The organism is Halococcus agarilyticus (assembly GCF_000334895.1).
Taxonomy (GTDB): Archaea; Halobacteriota; Halobacteria; order Halobacteriales; family Halococcaceae; genus Halococcus; species Halococcus agarilyticus.
Genome location: NZ_BAFM01000006.1, coordinates 120,943 through 141,461 on the forward strand (window position 1 = coordinate 120,943; position 20,519 = coordinate 141,461).

Here is a 20,519-nt window from a genome sequence, read left to right on the forward strand (position 1 = left end):
GGAACGCGCATCTTTTATAACCCGGCTGGTCGTACCGCGTCCATGTTCAACGCCATCGTGAGCGCCGGGACGCTCGGGACGGCGCTCGATTCGGTGAGCGTCCTGGTCGAGGAGTGTAAGATCCATCTCAACGACGACGGGATCGCGGTTCGAGCGGTGGACCCCGCGAACGTCGGGATGGTCGACCTCACGCTCTCGGAAGCGGCCTTCGAGTCCTACGAGGCCGACGGTGGCGTGATCGGCGTCAACCTCTCGCGGCTCCAGGACATCGCCGGAATGGCCGGCTCCGACGACCTCGTGCATCTCGAACTCGACGAGGAGACCCGCAAGCTCCACATCTCGATCGACGGCCTCGAATACACGCTCGCGCTGATCGACCCCGACTCCATCCGCCAGGAACCCGACATCCCCGACCTCGACCTGCCCGCGACGATCGTGCTCGAAGGGCGGGACGTCAACCGTGCGGTGACGGCCGCCGACATGGTGAGCGACCACATCGCGCTCGGTGTGAACGAAGAGGACGAGCAGTTCTACGTCGACGCCGAGGGCGACACCGACGACGTCCACTTCGAGCTCGACCGCGACGACCTCATCGATCTCACCGTCGGCCCGGCGCACTCGCTGTACAGCCTCGACTACCTGAAGGACATGAACAAGGCGATCCCGAGCGACGCCGAGGTCACGCTCGATCTCGGCGAGGAGTTCCCCGTGAAGTTCCACTTCGACGTCGCCGAGGCCGAGGGCTCGGTCACGTTCATGCTCGCGCCACGGATCCAGTCGGACTAGCCAGCTCCCACCTTTTTACTTCGGGGAATCGCGCGCTCGCTCTGCTCGCGCGCTCAACCCCTCGCAAAAATCTGGACCAAAAACTCCCGCTCGCTCCCTGCGGTCGCTCGCGGTGGGATTGCTTTCACTCCGCAACCGCCACGCATCCGCATCGCCGCCTACTCCCGAACCACGCGCGGCTGCGCCCGCTGCTCGGAAATTATGCCATCGCTCTCTGTGAGCACCGTTTCGCCGGCGACGACGCGCTCGCCCTTCCGTACGTCGAGGTCCGCGCGTTCGATCCTTTTGGGAAACACGATGTCGACCCGGCTCCCGAAGCTGATGTGGCCGATCCGGTCGCCGCGCGCGATCTCGTCGCCCGGTTCGACCGACGGATGGATTCGTCGTGCGAACGCGCCAGCGATCTGGACGACCGCAAACTCGCCGCAGTCGATCTCGACGTTCTCGTTGCGGTCGGAGTCCTTCGAGAACGCCGGTCGATTCGCGCCCGGCGAGTGGCTTACCTCGCGCACCGTGCCCGCGAGCGGCGCACGGTTCACGTGGACGTCGGTGACGCCCATGTAGATCCCGACGCGGAGCCGCCCGTCCTCCCGGCGCACGACCGACACCCGGCCGTCGGCGGGCGCGACGATCCCCGATGACGGCACTTGCCGCTCGGGATCGCGGTGGAAGACGAGCACGAGACCGGCGAGCGCGAGCGCCGCCACGCCCGCAATGGGCGAGAGCAGGCCCGCGACTGGCGCGAGGACGAGCGCCGGCGCGGCGTACCGCCACGCGTGGGACGCGATCCGCATCGATACTCGCTATTTCCATCGGAAAGGAATGTCTTCCGGTCCGAGCGGGACCCCGCCGAACCATCCCACCTCCCTCCACCATCGCACCCCATCCCATCGACCACCGCACTTATTGAACGCGCCGCGCAACGGACGACGGATGGAACGCCGCCACGCCCGCTACCCGTTTCTCGACGCGGCCCGCGAGGCGGTCGAACGCGCCGACGTCGACCTGCTCGCCATCGCTCGCGACGAGGAGCGGGTGGTCGACCGCGCCACCGAACGTGTCGAGCGCGCTCTCACGGACGGGACGATCGGCGACCCCCGGCGGAGCACGCGCGTCGAACTCCTCTCGTATCCGCTCGCGCGCGTGCTCGTCTCGCTGGTCGACGAGCACGTCCTGATCCGAAAGTACGCCCGCGCCGAGGCCAGCGCCGCCCACGAACGCTTCGAGACGGCCGCCGCCGACGCGGAACTCAAGAGCACCCGCGACGACCGCGTGACCACGACCGAACTCCTCGCCGAGTTCGACCTCGCCCGCCACGTCCACGCCGTCAGCGGCACAGACTCCGTCGGTGATGGGGACGGAGCCGGGACCGGGGAGGACGCGTATCGGGTCGATGTCGGCGCGTATCTCGGTCTCGCCGCCGACATGTGGGGCGACGAATGGCGGCTGGTCAATCGCACGCTCGCCGAGGGCCGCGTCCCGATCACCCACACCGAACTCGGCGATCTCCTCGAAAAAGCGATCGAACGCCGGATCGCCGACGGCCTCCCGCTCACGGTGCCCGAATCGGTCGGCGACCTCCTCGAAGACGCCGAGGCCGGTATCCGGGAAACCCTCTCCGAGCTCGAACTCACCCGCGAGATCGACACCGTGGTGCCCGACCTCTTCCCACCCTGTATGCGCGCACTCCTGGATTCGGTCCGGAAGGGCGAACACCTCGAACACCACTCGCGCTTCGCGATCACGGCGTTCCTGACTTCGATCGGGATGACGACCGACGAGATCGTGGAGTTCTACTCGGTGAACCCGGGTTTCGGCGAGGAGATGACCCGCTACCAGACCGACCACATCCGCGGCGAGACCAGCCCCACGGAGTACTCGCCGCCGTCGTGTGCCACGATGCAGTCCTACGGCGACTGCGTCAACATGGACGACCGGTGTGAGACGATCTCACATCCGATGGCGTACTACGAGGGCGCGCTCGACGACGCCGACGACGACGAGATCGCCGACTGGCGCGAGACCGAAGCCGACGCCGACGCCTGACCGGCGAGCCGTGGCCACCGGTCGCCACGCCGATCGAACCGTCTCTACTGCCTCGAGAGCCAGTAGCCAGTCGCCACCATCACCGCCACGAAGAACACGAGGCTCCCGACCAGCGCGAACCCACCCGCGCCCTCGAGGTTCGGGTACATCAGACCGACGGCCACGATCGCCACGAGAAACAGCACGACCGCAGTGGTAGAGACGGCAGCCTCGACGAACGTCTCCCGTTCCATACGCATGCTTTCGGCGGACGCGAGAAAAGCGCGTCGAAGTCGACGGGCGAGGGGTTTAGGATACTCCAACCCCTATTTCGTTTGTAGACGGAACCAGCGATAGTGGCGATCAAACCGTCGACAGAACCATGACACACACTCGAAACACACCCGTGTCACGAAAGCAGTCACTCGTTCCCGATCTCGATGGGATGGCCGACCGGGCCGCCCGTGCGTGGCGCGAACGCATGGCAGTCGACCCGCTCGGCGGCGGGCGGTACGTCGTCGAGAGCACGAGCGATGCGACCTACGTCGTCTCGCTCCCCGGAAGCCGATGTTCGTGTCCCGACCACACCATCCGCAACGAGCGGTGCAAACACCTCCGACGGGTCGCGATCGAAGTCACCGAGGGCCGGGTCCCACCGCCCGGATTCCGCGCCGCCGACTGTCTCGCCTGCGGTCGTGAGACGTTCGTTCCCGACGCGATCCGGCTCCCACTCTGTCCTACCTGCGGGTTCGAACCCGGTGATCGGGTTCGTGACCGTGAGACCGGCGATCTGCTCACCGTGGTCGCCGTCGCCGATCGCCGGGCCGACGAGGTCGAGATCGAAGCGTTGGATGCGACCGTCGCGGCCCACCCATCGAACCGTGCCTACGATCCTGCCGAGCCGGTCGTCGAAGCCGTCTATCCGGGTAGCGAACAGCGGTACTCGTTCCCTCGATCGCGGCTCGTCCGGCGACCACGGGCCGCGAGCGCCGGTGACGCCTCACCCACCGCGACCGGGTGAGTCACCGACCCAAGCCACGGGTCCGAGCCGTTTTGCCGGTCGCGCTGCGAGCCATCACATGACCGACTCGTGGCAAGGGTTGTTCGATCGCGCGGACGACCACGACGTGACGCTCGACGCCCTCCAAGCCGTGCTTGCGGAGCGCCGGGATGGATGAGCCGAATCCGGCGCGAGTCGTCGCCGATGCCGACGTGCTCGCGGCGGACCTCCTCGTCGGCGGCCCCGCACGTACCGCGCTCGACATCGTTCGGAGCCACTCGTGGGTCGATCTCGTGGCGAGCGATCCGCTGCTCGACGACTGCGAGGCGGTCGTGGCGACACTTGCCGATGTCGACCTCGCGGCCGACCATCGCGACAAGCTCGCCGCCCTCCGGATGCGCGTCACCCATCCCGAGGACGATCATCCCGCGATTGCGTCGGCGGCGGCGGGCGACGCCGCCCACGTCCTCTCGTTCGACAATCGCCTCCAGGGAGCCGCGGCCGGCGTCGAGATCCGCTCACACGTCGCCACCAGCGTCAAGGACCCCGCCGCCTTCGCCCGTCTGTTCGATCCTGAGCGGCTGTGGCCGGTCGTCGGCGACGACAAGTATCCCGGCCCGGACCGTGACCCGCGGGCGTAACCGTCAGTTCGTCTCGGGCAGTTGTGCGCGAACAGCGCTGCGTGTGATCAGATAACACGGTGGCGCGAGGACGACAGCGACGAAGACGACCGCGCCGAGCAGGACGGCATCACCCCGAAACATCCAGAGCCCGACGGCGAGCATCACGAGTGCGTACACGACGGCCGTCGCCGCGGCAACCCCGGTTGCGCGATCCATAGTTCCATACGTCACGGACTGACAATGGATTTTTCGTCGATGGTGCTATCGAGATGTCACACAGCGAGATAGCTCCGTGTCTCACAGTTCTTTGCGCATCTCGACGACCGCCAACCCGCCAGGGCTCTCGCCCTCGCTCACCCGCTCGTAGCCCGCCCGCTCGTAGAACCCGACGGCGTTCAGCGATGACTGGAGGGAGAGCGCCGAATACCCCTGGCCGCGGGCGTATCCCTCCAGCTCGGCGAGCAGCGCGCTGCCGACGCCGTGGCCCGCGTGCTCGGGATGGACGTAGACCGCGTGGACCTCGCCCGCGCCGAGGACGACGTGGCCGAACCCCGCGACCTCGCTCTCGCGAACCGCGATGGTGAAGTGTTCGTCCGCGGTGTCGACGTCGTAATCGTCCGGCGAGCGGTCGTCGGCTTTCGCCCACTTCCGAACCTGGTCGACATCGTAGCCATCGGGACCGAACGCCTCGACGGCGGCCGCGTGGAGGGCGGGCAGTGCGGTGCGGTCCTCACGGGTCGCGGGGCGGACGTACATACCGTGGTTTCCGGTTGAGCGTACTCGTATCGCGCGATCGTGCAGCGGTAGCTGTCGGGTACCTCTCTGTCGGAGGTTCGTCCATCTGTGACGGCGGTGGCGCGCGGGAGCGCATGGAATGCGCGACTCGCGCGAGGGATGACTGAGTGATACGAACGGAGTGAGCAAACGAAGGAATCGGCTGGGGAGGCGTGTGGCTGCGGTCTCTCAGTTGTGTCGTGATTCGTCACAGATGTGTCGGCTGCTGTCGCCGGGTTTCGTATGGTATCCGCGAATGTCCGGCTATCTCTCTGGCATGGCACGTGGCGAACGCTGCGACGTGTCTGATTCGCCTCACTCTCGTTCGGCGAACCACCGCCAAAACGGTCGCTCGCTTCGCTTGCCCGACGAGGTATCACTCGCTTCGCTCGTGATACCACTCACCGAACTTCGCGAGCGCGCGACCGCGGTGTGAGATAGCGTTTTTCTCCGCAGTACTCATCTCCGCCATCGTCTGCCCGTCGTGCTCGAAGATCGGATCGTAGCCGAACCCGCCGTCGCCTCGTGGCTCGACGATCCGGCCGCGGACCACGCCTTCGAACAGTTTGACCGGCGGGCCGCTCGGATTGCTGCCGTCGTCTGCGTCCTCGTCGCCCGCTCTCTCGTCCTCATCGGGTCCCGCCGCAGCCGCAGTCACGCGGTCGCCCCGTTCGACGGGATCGGGACTGGCGGCGAACTCCTCGCCGTCGCAGTACGCGATCACGCACCGGAAGGCCGCCCGGTCGTCCTGATCCTCGTCGCGCTCGCGGGCGGCGAGTCGTCCGACACCCTCGATCCCGACCGTGTCCTCGACGTACGAGGAGTATGGTCCGGGGAATCCCCCGAGCGCGTCGACGAACAGTCCGGCGTCGTCGACGATCACCGGCTCGCCGGCGTGGGCGTGGGCCTCGCGCGCGCCCCTCGCGGCGATGTCGGCGAGGCTGTCGCTCTGGATCTCGGTGTACTCGTACGCGAGCGCCGACACGTCGTCGAGATACTCGCGGGCCTCGGCGACCTTCCCCTCGTTGGTGGTGACGTAGCGGAGCACGTGCGATGGGGGACGCTCGGGGAGAAGTAGCCGTCGGTTCAGTCGACCACGACCTCGACCGGTTCCTCGTCGGCCTCGCCCGCCTCGTCCCCGGAGCGGTTCTCCTGGGCGAGCAGCGCGGCGACGACCGCGAGCACGATCCACGACCGCCAGTTGGCGAGGTTGAGGGTGTAGCCGATCCCGAACGGCTTCTCGACCAGCATCTCCTCACCTGGCTGCCAGTACGCCGAGAGCATCCGGCCGAGGCTCGGCCGCTCGAAGTTGTACGGGACACCGAAGATCTCGCCCGACGATGGTCTGTCGGCCATGTCCCCGCTACGGCGGCCCCCGTTAAGTGATTTACTGGTATCTGCCCCGGCCCTCGATCTCGCGGAGGCGATCGAGCACGTCAGGGTTCCCCGCCTCCTCGTAGCCCTCCTCGAAGGCCGCACGGAGTGGATCGGGCGCAGCGGCCGTCCCGTCGAGACTTCGTTCGAACACGTGGAGATCCATCGCGTAGTCCTCGACGCTGTCGGTGTGATAGCCGAGCCCGAAGTCGATCAGGTAGGTCAGCTCGTCGCCCACGTCGCCATCCCCTTCGTCCCCGCCGCCGGACGCCGACGGAGCACTCACTCGGACGTTCCGCGTCGTGGGATCGCCGTGGACGAACCCTGCGGCGTGAAGTGTTGCGAGGTGTTCGGCCACCATTCGCACTTCCTGCCCACCGCGTGCGGCGGTGGCGTCGGAGTCGTCGTCGCCCGACTCGACGATCTCGCGCAGGTCACACTCGCCAACGCGTTCCAGCGTCAGCGCCGCTTCGTGGGTGTCGACATCGTGGACGACCGGCGTCGGCACGCCTTCGCGCCGCGCCGCGCTCGTGAGACGCGCTTCCTGGACGATTCGGTCGCGGCGCAGCCGTTCGTCGAGCTCCGGATAGCGGTAGGCCTTCGGGCGACGGCGTTTCACGACGTGATTACCCGCGATCTCGACAGTCGCCTCGGCACCCTGGTACGCGTCGACGCTTCCGGTCTCGCGCGCCGTGCCGTTCCGGCGTTCTTCGGTGGTCGCGCGTCCGCCGCTGTCCTCGCGCCACGTCACGGGTACGTCGTCGGGTCTGAATCCCGAATCCACACGCGAGTCGGCAATCGCGATGGTGTCGCCCGCGGCGGCCATTTTCGCGCCGAGCACCGCGATCATCCCGGCGTTGTCCCGAAGGAAGCGTGCTTCGGGCGCGAAGAAGTCCGCACCGCGCGCCTCGCACATCGTCTCCAGCATCTCCTGCAACCGCGCGTTCTGGCCGACTCCCCCACCGAGGACGAGTTCCGAGGATCGAGTCAGCGAGAGCGCGCGCTCGGCGACTTCGGTTAACATCCCGAAGACGGTCTCCTGGAGCGAGAAACAGACGTCTTCGACAGGTATGTCCTCGTCGACGGCCGCCTTGGCTGCGCTCATGATCCCCGAGAAGGAAAAATCCATCCCGGTGACGACGTAGGGGAGATCGACGTACTCGCCCTCGGCCGCCGCGCGCTCGATCTTCGGCCCGCCCGGATGGGACCAGCCGACGTGGCGGGTGAACTTATCGAGCGCGTTCCCCACTCCCGTGTCGGTGGTCTCGCCGAGGATCCGATACCGGCCGTTGGTGTAGCCGAGGACGTGGGCGTTCGCGCCGCTCGCGTTCAGACACACAGGTGAGGCGAACCCCGATCGGTGTCGTCCGATCTCGGCGTGAGCGAGCATGTGGTTCACGCCGACGAGCGGGACGTCGAGCGACCCGGCGAGCGCGCGTGCCGCCGTCCCGGCGATCCGGAGGCAGGGGCCGAGTCCGGGCCCCCGCGAGAACGCGACCGCGTCGATCGGCCCGTCAGCCGCATCGAGCGCCGTTTCGACTACCGAAGGAATCGCCTCGCGCATGTGTTCGGCGGCCTCGCGCGGGTGGATACCGCCGCTTTCGGGAAGGTAGGCGTCAGTCTCGATCGAGACCTCGTCGGTCGCGGTGTCGTGGTACGCCGCGCTCGCGGCCCACGCGGTGCCCTCGATGCCGAGCACGCGCATCGTGTCCCTCGTTCACTCAGCCGGCGTCAGTTCCACTCGGTGTAGTCACACCGACCGCAGTGGAGGCGGTCGCCGTGGGCCGCGAGAAACGCGTCGCCACACCGGGGGCACTGCTCGCGGTCGGTCTCTCCCTCTTCGTCGTAGATCTCGTAGCGCGTCATTCAGGCCTCCCCCGCTTCCGCGTCGGCCTCGTCGTCGCCGTCCTCGCCCGCGATCTTGTTGCGTTCGAGCATGTACGCCTGCTCGACCGCCTTCGCGTCCTCGGAGGTCTCGTACACCTTCGCGTAGCCGAGCGTCTTGCGCAGCCCGAACTTGGTGTCGAGCTCGTGGATCACGACCTCGCCCGCGTCCTTGTTGAGCATCGCGGCGAGGCTGTCCCGCACTGACAGGCGCGAGGGCGTGGCCTCGTCGTGACTGAGTTCGAAGCGGACGTCCGTCCGGTGGAGCATGGGGTTTTCCTCCTCGGCGGTGATTTCGATTTCCATGAGTTCGTTGCCCGCTACTCTTCCTGTCGCGGGCAAAAGGATTTCGAAGCCGTGGTACGGCCGATCAGTGGCCCGTTCGTGATCGGTGGTGGCGCGCGGGAGCAGTGCGGGACCGAAGGTCCCGCAGGCCGTGCGAGCGGTCCGGAGGCCCGCGAGCAGACGCCGAAGACGCGACTCGCGCGAGGGATGAGCGAAACGAGTGGAGCGAATCGGTTGGGGAGGGACGTGGTGCGGTGCGGTCCCTCGTTCGTGCCGTGATCGTCGTAGCTGCGGTGACGTACCTATCGAACGCCAGCCGTGGTTTCGCTCCCAAACAGTCCGGCGAGCCGGGCCGCGAGCGCGAGAAGGACCAGTGCCGGTGATCGGAGCGGGATCCAACTACGCAGACCAGAAAAGGACAAGCAGCATGAACAGGAGCCACAGAACGCCGACCACGGCGAGCGCACCGGCCACGCCGAACTGCCACGCGGGACGCCCGCGATCACCCATCACCGCTCGAAAACCGGTGACGACGGCCGCCCCGACCAGCCCGAGCCCGACGAGATACAGCCCGAACACCAGTTCGAAGTTCGACTGCACGGGCCCGAGAACGCCTTCGAGAACCCCGAACCCCATGACGACGAGGTAGCCCGTCATCCGAAACAGTGGGAACTCGACGTAGGCCAGCCCGTACAGGCCGGCGATGACCGCCGTCCCAATCACGGCGTCGCGGACGAACGAACCAACACGCGTGTGGTTCATGACCGTATGTTGGCACGTCGACCACATAACTGTTCCTACTGCTACAGGGATGGGGTCGTCACGATCACTCATCCGCCGGAACCCGAAGAAGGAACCGAACTCAGCCGCCAGGCTCGACGCCGAGCGCGCTCCACACCCGGTCGTGCTCGCCGTCCATCCGGCGGAGCAGATCGCGCGCCCGCTCGCTCGCCACGTCGTCGACCGTGACGTGAACCATCCCCTCGCCTGGCTGGCCGTAGACCACGCTTGCGCCCGCTGGCGCGGCGACCAACGCCGGCACCGCCGCCAGGTCCTCCTCGCCGTCGACCACGATCACGGTGGTCCCGTCGTGTTCGACGCCCGCCCGAAGCGCGGCGAGGAGGTCGCCGGTGAGCGCCGCTGCGGGGTTCGTCACGTCGATCCTCGCGTCGTAGCCCTCGATCTCGGGCCGGTCGGCCGCCGGGAGCGATTCGCGTTCGGTCACCCAGTCGACGACCGCGAGATCGGGGCGTGCGCCCGCGTCGGTGAGGTGGCGGGTGACGACGTCGCCGACCGCCACGATCGGCGAGCCGACCTCCCCACGCAGCCGGTCCGGATCGGTGTAGACGGGCCCCATCGGGTCCTTGAACGCCGCGCGTAGCTCGTCGGGCAGCGTGAGAACGATGTCGTCCGCTCCGGTCGTCCGATTATCACGCTCGTCGCCGCGTTCGTCGTCTGCGTCGCGGGGTTCATCGCCGTCGCCGTTCGCGGGCACGCTATCGGACCTTCAGCGCGTAGCGACCCGGCTCGGTGACCTGCATCTCCTCGGCGATCTGGCTGGTCTCGGGGTGAGCGATCACCACGTAGCCCGCCCAGTCCTCGGTGAAGCTCGACGAACCGCACGCCGGACAGGTCTGCTGGTCCGGCGAATCGAGCACGCGGTGACACTCGCGGCACACGCGTCTATCGGCCACGCTCACTCACCCGCCGCGGGGGCGCGCTCCTCGCGGAGCCAGCCGTGTTTGCCCAACCCTACTTGTTTCGCGGTCAGCCCGATCTTCGAGTCACGCGGGTTGCGCTCGTCGATGCTCTTGGTCACGATCCGGGCCCGGACCGCGTCGCCCACCCCGAGGGTCTGGTTCGACTCGCGGGAGGCGAGCTGCTGGTTCTCCTCGTCGAAGGCGAGATACTCGTCGGAGATCTGGGAGACGTGGAGCAGCCCGTCGACGGGACCGATCCCGACGAACGCCCCGAAGTTCACGATTTCGACGACCTCGCCGTCGACGACCTCCTGCATCTGGGGGTCAAACGTGACCGCGTCGAACGTCGCCTCGTAGTAGACCGAGCCCTCGTGGCCGCGTCGGCCCGGCAGCACGCGGCCGTCGCCGATGTCCTGAACGTCGATCACGCTGACGACGCTTCCCACATCCTCGTCGAGCCGGCCTTCGAGCTTGTCTTGGAGCAATCGTTTCACCAGGTCGGGCGAGACGTCGCCGAGCAGGGGTGGCGGTACCTCGATCGTGTCCGTGAGTTCGACTCGTTTGTACATTTATGGCTCCGTTATCGCAAGCGTATCCGTCCCCCGCAGCCCGACGACTGGCACGCCGACCTCGAGTATCCGGTCGCGCAGCGGGCGGTCGTTCGTCAACACCAGATCGCACGCACCATCCTCGGCGAGTTCGACGCACGCGTCGTCCGCATCCGCAGCCTCGTGATCGATCGTCCGGCACCGATCGCGCGCGAGATCGGCCCCGACGCTCGCCGCGACTCCCGCCGCACCGCGCCCGCCCGCGAGTCCGTCGAGTTCGTCGATGACGGCCTGCGGCACGAGCCGGTCGTGGGGGCCGAGGACGCGATCCAGCTCCTCGAACACTCGTACATTGGATTCGACCGGCATCATCAGCCCGTTCGCGTCCATGAGTACCCTCGGAGTCATCCCCTGAGCGTGCCGATGCCGATCAGCCGCCACCGCGCGCCGACCCGGCGGTTGATCGCGATCTGGGTCCCGTCGGCCGCACACACCGGCCGCTTGAGTTGCACTTCGCACTCGTCGTCACGCGCGCTCGTCACCGAGCCGACGGTCGTTGCGGTGCCGACGGTGAGCATCAGCGGCTCGCCCGTCGAGATCGGCTCGATCTCGCCGCCGTCCCCCACGACGCGGTCGAGCAGCGAGACGCCCATCGTGAACCCCTCGCGGGTCGGCGGCAGCGTCCCCGGCGGGCCGGCGATCTGGCCCGCGAGCCCGTCGCTCTTCGCGAGGCTCGGGTCGAGGCCCGTGCCGACACCGAGAAGCCCGCCAGGCGTCACCGTCTCGACGGACTCGCCACCGGCCTGGAGCGAGCGCACGTCGGTGGTGATCGGCTGCCACTCGGCCTCGCCGCCGTGTTCGACCTCGCGGCCCGGCCGGAGTTCGATCTCGTCGCCAACGTCGAGGTCGCCCGCGACGAGGCTCCCACCGAGCACGCCCCCGAGGAGTTCGTCGGCCCGTGTCCCGGGCTTGTTGATGTCGAAACTCCGGGCGACGTGCAGCCGGGGGTCGGCCCCGGGATCGCGCTCCGGCGTGGGGATCTCCTCCTCGATCGCCTCGATCAGGAGATCGAGGTTGGCTTCCTGGCCCGCGCTGATCGGAACGACCGGCGCGCCCTCCGCGACGGTCCCCTCGACGAAGGAGGCGATCTCCTCGTAGTTCTGGCGCGCGCGGTCGGCGTCGACGAGATCGATCTTGTTCTGGGCGATCACGATGTTCTCGATCCCGATCGAGTCGAGCGCCATCAGGTGCTCCTGGGTCTGGGCCTGCGGGACGGTCTCGGTCGCGCTCACCACGAGCACCGCGCCGTCCATCAGCGACGCGCCCGAGAGCATGGTCGCCATCAGCGTCTCGTGGCCCGGTGCGTCGACGAACGACACAGTTCTCAGGGGCTCGCTCTCGGAGCCGTCGGGACAGGTCTCGGAGACGGTGTAACACTCGGGGGCGTCCATCCCCGGACACCGCCGGAAGGTGGCGTCGGCGTAGCCGAGCCGGATCGAGATGCCGCGCTTCATCTCCTCGGAGTGCTGGTCGGTCCAGGAGCCACTCAGCGCCTCGACCAGCGTCGTCTTGCCGTGGTCGACGTGGCCCACCAGGCCGATGTTCACCTCCGGGTGTCGGTCGTTCCGTGTCATGTAGTAATACGGTCCGCTAGCCACGAACCGTTCATAAGCCTGCTGTTCCGCGGACGACTCGCTTTCCACCGTTCGGTGGCTGTTCACCGGGCCGCCGCGCTCGGCACACGTCCGGGGAGGGTTGAAGGCCGACCGGCCGCTCCATGGGACATGGCCTTCGACCCCGACCGGATTTCGACGCTGACCTTCGACTCGTACAGCACCATCGTCGACGTCGATGCGGTGGAGGCTGCCCTCGCCGCCCACGTCGACGACCCCGAACCCGTCTCGCGGCTCTGGCGCGCGCGCTCGCTTGAATACACGTTCGTCGCCAACGGGATCGACGCCTACCAGCCGTTTTACGAAATGAACCGCGATGCGCTCTCCCACGCCCTCGCCACCCACGGCGTCGATCTCACAGAGGACGAACGCGAGGCGATCCTCGAAACTTACCACGAACTCGACGTATTCGACGACGTCCGCGACGGAATCGAGCGCCTCCGAGAGGGTGGCTACGACTGCTACGTGGTCTCGAACGGCAATCCCGAAATGCTCGAATCGATGGTCGAGGGAGCCGACATCGGCGATCTCCTCGAAGACACCATCAGCGCCGACGAGATTCATACATTTAAGCCGGATGCCGAAATCTACCGCCACGCCGCCGGGAGAACCGGGACGCCGATCGACGAGATCGCTCACGTCTCCGCGGGCTGGTTCGACATCCAGGGCGCGATGCACGCCGGCATGCAGGGCGTCTGGGTCGACCGGAAAGGATCGCCGTGGGACCCCTTCGATGGCGACCCGAATCTAACGATCGAGACGTTCCACGATCTCGCCGACGAACTCGGAGTCTGAGACCGAGTGGACGTCCACGAAGGCCGAACACGTTCCCGAACCCGACGTTTCGGTGCCTGGCGCGACGCTTTTCCTGCTCGCGGTCCGAACACTGGTGTGCGCGAGTTCGCGTTCGAGTTGGCGCTGTGTGCCCATCTCGAAGCCGGGTTCGATGGGATCGTGAGCCGCCAGCTCGGCGCGAGCAGTAGTCATAACCGGGTGATCGACGTCGCCTGCATCGAGCCGGGTCCCGGCTTCGACGATCGAGCCGAACTCACCCCCGAAACGATCCCCGATACCGCGATCGAGAGCCGTGTCGGCGCTGGCGAGGCGCGCTACTGGAAGGACTGCTTCGACTGTCACTCTGACCACGCGCGCGGCGTGACCGAGTGCGCGGTCGAGATCGGGTTTTTCGAGACCGAGCGCCGTGGCGGTCGGGAGTACGTCCGCCAGGCCGCGCGCTACCCCGACGACTGGTTCGGCCGGATCGTCGGGATCGAGAACAAGCCCGATCTCAGCTCCCCAGGAGATCTCGAAGACCAGCTCCGGACCGACGCGAGCCTCGGGCTGTTCGACGCGGCGATCCTCGCGACCGCCTCTCACGTCACCGGTGCACACCTGAACCGCATCCCCGAGGCGATCGGGGTCTGGCGGTTCGATCCCGAAACCGAAACCCGCGAGATCGTCCGCGAGCCGACGCCGCTCTCGTCCGCGGAACCGGGAATCGAACCCCTCGATCGCGGCGCGACGCAGACCGACGTGCGCGTGGTATCCGTGGCAGAAAAGGCCCGCATCCGCCGCCGGCTCGCCGAGCGCGCCTACGGGAAGGGCTGGCGCACCTACGAGTTCCCGTCGTGCGAGAAGATCGAACCTCGCGCGTACGCGGGCACGAACGGACTCCCGTTCTGCCGCTGGAAGGGCCGATTCGTCCACCCCGCGGCCGAGTGTGGCGTCTCCTGTCCGGGCCACGATCCCGCCGACCCACCCGACGTGGACCTCGAAAGCGAACGCGACCGCCGATCGCCGTGGGTGCGCGATCCCGACGGGCAGCGCCGCCGTCAGGCGGGCCTCGATCGGTTCGGCTGACTCCAGCGTTCAGTATATAAATCAGCGATTGTCACCCGCTATCATACGCTGCTGAACGCCCGCGTGTGTCGATCGGGCCGGACCGTTCCGATGGTTTTATATAGAACTCCATTCAATCGGTAGGTGACTATGGCTCAGCAGATGGGTAACCAGCCCCTCATCGTACTCTCGGACGACTCGCAGCGAACGTCCGGGAAGGACGCACAGTCGATGAACATCACGGCGGGCCAGGCGGTCGCCGAATCGGTCCGTACCACACTCGGCCCGAAAGGGATGGACAAGATGCTCGTCTCCGACGCGGGCGACGTCGTGGTCACGAACGACGGCGTCACCATCCTCTCGGAGATGGACATCGAGCACCCCGCGGCGAACATGATCGTCGAGGTCGCCGAGACCCAGGAGGACGAGGTCGGCGACGGCACCACGACCGCGGTCGTCGAGGCCGGTGAACTCCTCGAAGAGGCCGAGGCGCTCCTCGATCAGGACATCCACGCCACCACGCTCGCGCAGGGCTACCGGGAGGCCGCCGAGGAAGCCAAGTCGATCCTCGAGGACGTCGCCATCGACGTCGACGAGTCCGACACCGAGACGCTCGAACAGATCGCCGCGACCGCGATGACGGGCAAGGGTGCCGAAAGCGCCCGCGACCTCCTCGCGGAGCTCGTCGTCAGCGCGGTCACCGCGGTCAGCGACGACGAGGGCGTCGACACCGACAACGTGAAAGTCGAGAAGGCGGTCGGCGGTTCGGTCGACGAGTCCGAACTCGTCGAGGGCGTCATCATCGACAAGGAGCGCGTCCACGACAACATGCCGTACTTCAAGGAGGACGCCGACGTCGCGCTCCTCGACAGCGCGCTCGAAGTCAAGGAGACCGAGATCGACGCCGAGGTCAACGTCACCGATCCCGACCAGCTCCAGCAGTTCCTCGACCAGGAAGAGGAACAGCTCCAGGAGATGGTCGACCAGCTCGTCGACGCCGGCGCTGACGTCGTGTTCTGTCAGAACGGCATCGACGACATGGCCCAGCACTACCTCGCCGAGAACGGTATTCTGGCCGTGCGCCGGGCCAAATCCAGCGACATGAGCCGGCTCGCTCGCGCGACGGGCGGTCGCGTCGTCTCGAACCTCGACGACATCACCGCGGACGATCTCGGCTACGCCGGGAGCGTCGCGGAACGCGACATCGCCGGTGATCAGCGTATCTTCGTCGAAGAGGTCGAGGACGCGAAAGCCGTGACGCTCATCCTCCGCGGCGGCACCGAGCACGTCGTCGACGAGGTCGAGCGCGCCATCGACGACTCGCTGGGCGTCGTCCGAACGACCCTCGAAGACGGCAAGGTGCTGCCCGGTGGCGGCGCACCCGAGACCGAACTCTCGCTCGGCCTGCGCGACTACGCCGACTCCGTGGGTGGCCGCGAGCAGCTCGCGGTCGAGGCCTTTGCGGACGCGATCGACGTCATCCCGCGCACGCTCGCGGAGAACGCCGGCCTCGATCCGATCGACTCGCTGGTGGATCTCCGCTCGAAGCACGACGGCGGCGAGACCACCACCGGCCTCGACGCCTACACCGGCGAGGTCGTCGACATGGAGGCCGAGGGCGTCGTCGAACCCCTCCGCGTCAAGACCCAGGCGATCGAGTCCGCCACCGAGGCGGCCGTCATGATCCTCCGGATCGACGACGTGATCGCCGCAGGCGACCTCGCGGGCGGCCAGACCGGCGACGACGACGACGGCGGCCCGCCCGCTGGCGGCCCCGGCGGCGGCATGGGTGGCATGGGCGGCATGGGTGGCATGGGCGGTATGGGTGGCATGGGCGGCATGATGTAGGCCCACTTTTTCCCTCGCTCGCGGGCCGAAGGCCCGCTCGCTCGGCAAAAACTTGGGGAAAAAGACCGCACCGCACAGCTACACCGGGTTCGTCCGCTCGGTCGCGAACCCAGTCGCACTCCGGCGACGAACCGTTCGGACTTTTTCATCGAGCCGTCACGCGCCCGCCGACATCGACGTGTTTCGGTCGGTCGTCGTCCCGACTCGGAAAGGAGTCGCCGTCGCGTTCGCTGTCGCGGTCGTCCGATCCGACGGTGAGGGCGTTCGGTTCATCGCTTCGTCGACCCACGACGGACGGTCGGGGACGTCGGTCGCGTCGAACCCGAAGTACCGCGTGTTCGTGACGACCGTCGGCGCGTCGTTCGTCACCGAGGCGTTTCGGACCATCTCGACCTCGTGGACGACGCCACGGGGGTCCACGAGCAGTTCGAGGTCGATGCTCCGCCACTCGTCGCTCCTTGCGGACCCGTCGACGCGGTACAGCCTCGTTCCGTTTCGATCGGATTGCTCCGCTACCGTGGTGTTCGCCGCGCCGAACGAGCTGAGGAGGGAGAGATCCCCCTCCACGAGGAACGCACGGAACGGCTCGGCGTCCGTCTGGAGGCGTCGATGCACCGTCTGCCCGCTCGCGTATCGTTCGTTCGCGAACACTCGCTCGCCGTCCGACCAGTATTCGACGCGTATCGGCCCCTCCTCGGTGTGAACGAACCCATCGGTGCCGTTCTTCTCGATGACGAGCGTGAACCCCTCACCCCGCGGCCCCATCCGGAGCGTGCTCGTCGAACGGGCGAGCACCGACCCGTTCGGGGCGAGGGACGTGTCGTTCGACCGGCGCACGAACGACCGGTTTTCGAGAGCCGACACGTGTGCCGCCGTGAGCGTGCGTGCGTCCACGATGCCGGCCTCGGTGAGACCGGGCGCGAGCCGCGGCACCGACGACGCGTTCGCCGTCGCGGTCGTGCGACTCGACACCGGTGACGTCCGGTTCAGCGCCGTCTCGACCCACGACGGCCGTTCGGGCACGTCGGTCGTTCCGATCCCCGAAAGCCGTCCCTCGCTCACGGTCCGGGAGACGTTCTCGCCGAACGTCGTTCGCAGACTCGTCCGGTACTCGCGGATGAGCCCACTAGTGTCCACGATCAGTCGGACGCTTACGTTCCCACGCTCGGCGTCCCGAGCGCGTCCACGGACGCGGTACAGCGTGGTTCCGTTGCGTTCGAGCTCGGTCACCGACGTGTTTGCAGTCCCGAGCGGTTCGAGGGCGTACCGGAGTCCGGCCCCGGTGACACCGTATCGCTCTCCGGCATTGGGAAATCGGTCGTACGTTGAGGTACCGTTCGCGTACGTCCAGTTCAGTAACAAGCGCCCGTCATTCGACCAGATTTCGGTGTGGACCGGGATCGATCCAGACGATGGATACCCGTCGGTGGCGTTCCGCTCGGCAATAGAGTAAACCCCCTCGCCGGACGGCCCCGCGCGAAGCGTGGTCGTCCCCCGAAGGACGATCGAGCCATTTGCCGCCAGCCCCGTCGTGTTCGATCGTCTGGTGAACGACGTGTTCTGGAGCCGCGACGTGTGAGCGGCCACGAGCGCGCTCGCGTTCTCGATCCCTTCACCCGTGAGGCCTGGCGCGAGCTGTGGCACCGGCGTCGGGGTCGGCTCGTCGGTCGGGACCGCCATCGGCGTCACCGTCGGCGTCGACTCGCCGTCGCCACCGTCACCACCGAACACCGCGCTACAGCCCGCGAGGACGACCAGTGTGGCGACCACGACGGCGACGAGCGCACGCGTCATGGATCCTGTCTGTAAGGCGGGGAGAAATGTGTTGTGCTACGACATGGTGGGCACCGGCGCGATGATCCGTGGCTCGGCGGCAGTCCGGTTTACCGTCGTCGTCGGGCGCTGCGTCGATTCGGTCGCGGGTGGATCGGTCGTCCCGGTTCCGTTCGTGGCCGGCGTGGTCGTCGTGTTCGGCGCGGCAGTCGCGTTCGACTCCGTGGTCGTCACGTCCGGCGTCACGGTCGTGCGGTTCGTCGCCTCGTCGACCCACGACGGCCGGTCGGGCACGACGGTCCCGTCGATCGCCGACAGCCGCGTCACGGTGACGGTTCGGGAACGGTTCTCGGCGGGCGATTCCTGGCGCGTCGTCCGGTGTTCGTGGATCACACCGCGGCTGTCGACGGTCATTCGCAGGCTCACGTTGCCGAACAGCTCGGACCGAGTGGTGCCAGCGACACGGTACCACGTCGACCCGTTTCGCTGGAACCGCTCGACGGTCGTGTTGGCGGGCCCGAACGACCCGAGGAAGTACGGTGCGGTCCCGCGCTGGATGTTGCGCCGGACCTGCTCGGCGGTGTTCGACTGGGACGAGCGCGACGTCGTGCCGTTCGCGTACGTCTGTCTGACGAGGACGTCCTCACCGCCCGACCACCCCTCGAAGCGGATGACCGGGACTTGCGACGAGGAGGCGGAGCCGTTCTGCCGGGCGAGATACTGGAAGCCACGACCGGGAGGTGCCGCGCGGACAACCGTCGTCGAGGCGGAGAGCACCGAGCCGTTCGCGGCCAAGCGTGTCGTGTTCGTCCGCATGACGAACGACTCGTCGTCGAGCACCGACCGGTGGGCGCGCACCAGTGATCCCGGATCCTCGATCCCCCTGCCGGTGAGCCCCGGCGCGAACTGCGGGACCGGCGTCGGTGTCGGCTCGTCGGTCGGCACCGCCATCGGCGTGATCGTCGGCGTCGGTTCGTCGCTCCCACCGCCGTCGAACACCGCGCTACAGCCCGCGAGGACGACCAGTGTGGCGACGACGGTCACGGCGAACACCCGCTGCATGCGCTTCGTTGTCCCCGTTCGGCGATGTATCTTGCGTCGACCGTCGAGCGCGGCGACGGGTGACAGCATTGATGTCGGTCGCGCAGAAATCGCCGGTATGGAAACGCTTCTGTTGGATCAGGCGGCGGTCGACGCGAACGCGCGGATGAAGGAGATCATCCGGGCGGTCGAGGACGCGTTCGCGGCATACGAGCGCGGCGACGCCCAGATGCCCGCGAAGTCATACATCGACCTCCCCGCATACAACGGCGACTTCCGCTCGATGCCCGCCTACCTCGACGCGGGCGAGTGGGACGCCGCCGGCATCAAGTGGGTCAACGTCCACCCCGACAACCCCAAGAACTTCGATCTCCCGACGGTGCTCGGCACGATGATCTACTCCGATCCCGAGACCGCGAGGCCGCTCGCGATCATGGACGGAACAGAGCTCACGATGCAGCGCACCGGCGCGGCGGCCGCGGTCGCGACCGATCACCTCGCCCGCGAGGACGCCCGAAGCCTCGGCCTCGTCGGGGCTGGCGTCCAGTCGTACACCCAGGTCGAGGCGATCGCCGACGTCCGGCCGATCGAGGAGATCGTCGTCGCGGACCTCGACGACGAGGCCGTCGCGGCGTTCGTCGAGTATTTCGACGACCGGTTCGCCGTCCGCGGCGGCTCGATCCCCGAGGCTGCCGCCTGCGACGTGCTCTCGACCGTGACGCCGAGCACCACCCCCCTCGTCTCACGGGACGATCTCGGCGAGCACACCCACGTCAACGCGATGGGAGCCGACGCCGCCGACAAACAGGAGCTCGATCCCGCGATCCTCCGCGACGCCCGCCTCGTGATCGACGACCACGCTCAAACCACTCACTCCGGCGAGATCAGCATCCCGTACGCCGACGGCGTGATCGACGACGGCGACATCGACGGCGCGGTCGGCGAGATCGTCGTCGGTGAAGCGTCGGGCCGCACCCCCGAGGACGGCATCTCGGTGTTCGACAGCACCGGCCTCGCGATCCAGGACGTGGCGACCGCTCACGTGGTCTACGAGCACGCCCGCGAGAACGACAACGGTGAGTCGTTCGCGTTCGTCAGTCAGTAGCTCGATCCGCGCCTCGATCGAAGAGTCTCGTCAGCACCCAGACGATCACGAGCACCGGGAGCAACGGCAGCGCGACGATCAGGAGGCCAACGAGGATCGACCACCCGATGACGTCCATCTCGGTGTCGCGATGGCCCTGAGACGGGGGAGTGACCGTTCGTAGTGCTTTCCGCGGGAGCGATGGATCGTCGGATTCGTCCTGGCTCATGTCGTCGTCTACGCGTCGCGTGATAAAGAACGT

General features: G+C 67.5%; 26 protein-coding genes. 8 read left to right on the forward strand and 18 right to left on the reverse strand.

From position 1 onward, the window contains the following. Positions 1-42 precede the first annotated feature (42 nt). On the forward strand, positions 43-786 hold the full coding sequence (locus TX76_RS06580) for a DNA polymerase sliding clamp (RefSeq protein ID WP_049900656.1): 744 nt from the start codon (positions 43-45) through the stop codon (positions 784-786). A gap of 158 nt (positions 787-944) precedes the next feature. Here TX76_RS06580 and TX76_RS06585 read toward each other — a convergent pair whose 3' ends face one another. After that, a complete protein-coding gene (locus TX76_RS06585; protein WP_049900659.1) occupies positions 945-1,580 on the reverse strand; it encodes a protein sorting system archaetidylserine decarboxylase in 636 nt (211 codons plus the stop codon). Positions 1,581-1,719: 139 nt separating this feature from the next. Here TX76_RS06585 and priL point away from each other — a divergent pair, with 139 nt between their 5' ends. Then, entirely contained in the window at positions 1,720-2,832 is a 1,113-nt protein-coding gene (gene priL / locus TX76_RS06590) for a DNA primase regulatory subunit PriL (protein ID WP_049900661.1), read from the forward strand. A gap of 44 nt (positions 2,833-2,876) precedes the next feature. On the opposite strand, the gene TX76_RS06595 is transcribed toward priL, so the two are convergent. Continuing rightward, on the reverse strand, positions 2,877-3,065 hold the full coding sequence (locus TX76_RS06595; protein WP_049900664.1) for a DUF7472 family protein: 189 nt from the start codon (positions 3,063-3,065) through the stop codon (positions 2,877-2,879). Between the two features lie 128 nt (positions 3,066-3,193). Between TX76_RS06595 and TX76_RS06600 the strand changes: the two genes are divergently transcribed. Both TX76_RS06600 and TX76_RS06605 read left to right on the forward strand, forming a co-directional pair. Continuing rightward, complete coding sequence (locus tag TX76_RS06600) at positions 3,194-3,832, forward strand: hypothetical protein (protein ID WP_049900666.1); 639 nt, start codon at positions 3,194-3,196, stop codon at positions 3,830-3,832. A gap of 149 nt (positions 3,833-3,981) precedes the next feature. Then, positions 3,982-4,452: a DUF7384 family protein gene (locus TX76_RS06605; protein WP_049900671.1), complete on the forward strand. Its 471-nt coding sequence runs from the start codon at positions 3,982-3,984 to the stop codon at positions 4,450-4,452. Between the two features lie 3 nt (positions 4,453-4,455). Here TX76_RS06605 and TX76_RS06610 read toward each other — a convergent pair whose 3' ends face one another. The 13 genes from TX76_RS06610 to TX76_RS06670 all read right to left on the reverse strand — a co-directional run bounded on the left by TX76_RS06610 (position 4,456) and on the right by TX76_RS06670 (position 12,633). Further along, a complete protein-coding gene (locus tag TX76_RS06610) occupies positions 4,456-4,650 on the reverse strand; it encodes a hypothetical protein (RefSeq protein ID WP_049900674.1) in 195 nt (64 codons plus the stop codon). Between the two features lie 81 nt (positions 4,651-4,731). Then, entirely contained in the window at positions 4,732-5,190 is a 459-nt protein-coding gene (locus tag TX76_RS06615; RefSeq protein ID WP_049900678.1) for a GNAT family N-acetyltransferase, read from the reverse strand. Between the two features lie 394 nt (positions 5,191-5,584). Then, positions 5,585-6,256, reverse strand: a complete 672-nt coding sequence (locus TX76_RS06620) for a non-canonical purine NTP pyrophosphatase (RefSeq protein WP_049900682.1) — start codon at positions 6,254-6,256, stop codon at positions 5,585-5,587. Positions 6,257-6,294: 38 nt separating this feature from the next. Continuing rightward, a complete protein-coding gene (locus TX76_RS06625; protein WP_049900684.1) occupies positions 6,295-6,564 on the reverse strand; it encodes a DUF5808 domain-containing protein in 270 nt (89 codons plus the stop codon). A gap of 31 nt (positions 6,565-6,595) precedes the next feature. After that, on the reverse strand, positions 6,596-8,287 hold the full coding sequence (locus tag TX76_RS06630; protein WP_049900688.1) for a bifunctional N(6)-L-threonylcarbamoyladenine synthase/serine/threonine protein kinase: 1,692 nt from the start codon (positions 8,285-8,287) through the stop codon (positions 6,596-6,598). 26 nt (positions 8,288-8,313) lie between these two features. Continuing rightward, entirely contained in the window at positions 8,314-8,448 is a 135-nt protein-coding gene (locus TX76_RS06635; protein WP_049900691.1) for a 30S ribosomal protein S27ae, read from the reverse strand. Further along, entirely contained in the window at positions 8,449-8,772 is a 324-nt protein-coding gene (locus TX76_RS06640) for a 30S ribosomal protein S24e (protein ID WP_049900693.1), read from the reverse strand. Between the two features lie 378 nt (positions 8,773-9,150). Beyond that, positions 9,151-9,513: a hypothetical protein gene (locus tag TX76_RS06645; protein ID WP_228842327.1), complete on the reverse strand. Its 363-nt coding sequence runs from the start codon at positions 9,511-9,513 to the stop codon at positions 9,151-9,153. Positions 9,514-9,613: 100 nt separating this feature from the next. Then, positions 9,614-10,108 (reverse strand): GTP-dependent dephospho-CoA kinase family protein, encoded by a 495-nt coding sequence (locus tag TX76_RS06650; RefSeq protein ID WP_079890771.1) that lies wholly within the window; start codon positions 10,106-10,108, stop codon positions 9,614-9,616. Between the two features lie 139 nt (positions 10,109-10,247). Then, complete coding sequence (spt4, locus tag TX76_RS06655; RefSeq protein ID WP_049900696.1) at positions 10,248-10,445, reverse strand: transcription elongation factor subunit Spt4; 198 nt, start codon at positions 10,443-10,445, stop codon at positions 10,248-10,250. 2 nt (positions 10,446-10,447) lie between these two features. After that, entirely contained in the window at positions 10,448-11,020 is a 573-nt protein-coding gene (locus TX76_RS06660) for a DNA-directed RNA polymerase (RefSeq protein WP_049900699.1), read from the reverse strand. Continuing rightward, positions 11,021-11,389 (reverse strand): twitching motility protein PilT, encoded by a 369-nt coding sequence (locus tag TX76_RS06665; RefSeq protein WP_195156014.1) that lies wholly within the window; start codon positions 11,387-11,389, stop codon positions 11,021-11,023. Positions 11,390-11,403: 14 nt separating this feature from the next. Next, positions 11,404-12,633 (reverse strand): translation initiation factor IF-2 subunit gamma, encoded by a 1,230-nt coding sequence (locus TX76_RS06670; protein WP_049900705.1) that lies wholly within the window; start codon positions 12,631-12,633, stop codon positions 11,404-11,406. Positions 12,634-12,783: 150 nt separating this feature from the next. Between TX76_RS06670 and TX76_RS06675 the strand changes: the two genes are divergently transcribed. The 3 genes from TX76_RS06675 (at position 12,784) to thsA (ending at position 16,359) form a co-directional block, all read left to right on the forward strand. Next, positions 12,784-13,467, forward strand: coding sequence for a haloacid dehalogenase type II (locus TX76_RS06675; RefSeq protein WP_049900707.1), 684 nt, complete (start codon positions 12,784-12,786; stop codon positions 13,465-13,467). A gap of 96 nt (positions 13,468-13,563) precedes the next feature. Then, positions 13,564-14,532, forward strand: a complete 969-nt coding sequence (locus TX76_RS06680; protein ID WP_049900709.1) for a DUF5787 family protein — start codon at positions 13,564-13,566, stop codon at positions 14,530-14,532. A gap of 141 nt (positions 14,533-14,673) precedes the next feature. Next, a complete protein-coding gene (gene thsA, locus TX76_RS06685; protein ID WP_049900847.1) occupies positions 14,674-16,359 on the forward strand; it encodes a thermosome subunit alpha in 1,686 nt (561 codons plus the stop codon). Between the two features lie 156 nt (positions 16,360-16,515). Here thsA and TX76_RS18045 read toward each other — a convergent pair whose 3' ends face one another. Together TX76_RS18045 and TX76_RS06695 are read right to left on the reverse strand one after the other, a co-directional pair. Beyond that, complete coding sequence (locus TX76_RS18045; RefSeq protein ID WP_195156015.1) at positions 16,516-18,153, reverse strand: hypothetical protein; 1,638 nt, start codon at positions 18,151-18,153, stop codon at positions 16,516-16,518. Between the two features lie 36 nt (positions 18,154-18,189). Then, the gene (locus tag TX76_RS06695; RefSeq protein WP_195156016.1) at positions 18,190-19,194 is read right to left on the reverse strand and encodes a hypothetical protein; all 1,005 of its coding nucleotides are present in this window, start codon (positions 19,192-19,194) and stop codon (positions 18,190-18,192) included. Between the two features lie 97 nt (positions 19,195-19,291). On the opposite strand from TX76_RS06695, the gene TX76_RS06700 reads away from it, so the two are divergent. Beyond that, positions 19,292-20,278 carry an ornithine cyclodeaminase family protein gene (locus tag TX76_RS06700; protein ID WP_049900713.1) on the forward strand — a complete coding sequence of 329 codons (987 nt, stop codon included), beginning with the start codon at positions 19,292-19,294 and terminating at the stop codon, positions 20,276-20,278. On the opposite strand, the gene TX76_RS06705 is transcribed toward TX76_RS06700, so the two are convergent. Then, positions 20,268-20,486: a DUF7535 family protein gene (locus TX76_RS06705; protein ID WP_006076406.1), complete on the reverse strand. Its 219-nt coding sequence runs from the start codon at positions 20,484-20,486 to the stop codon at positions 20,268-20,270. The two genes, TX76_RS06700 and TX76_RS06705, sit on opposite strands and share 11 nt — an antisense overlap. Positions 20,487-20,519: the final 33 nt, after the last annotated feature.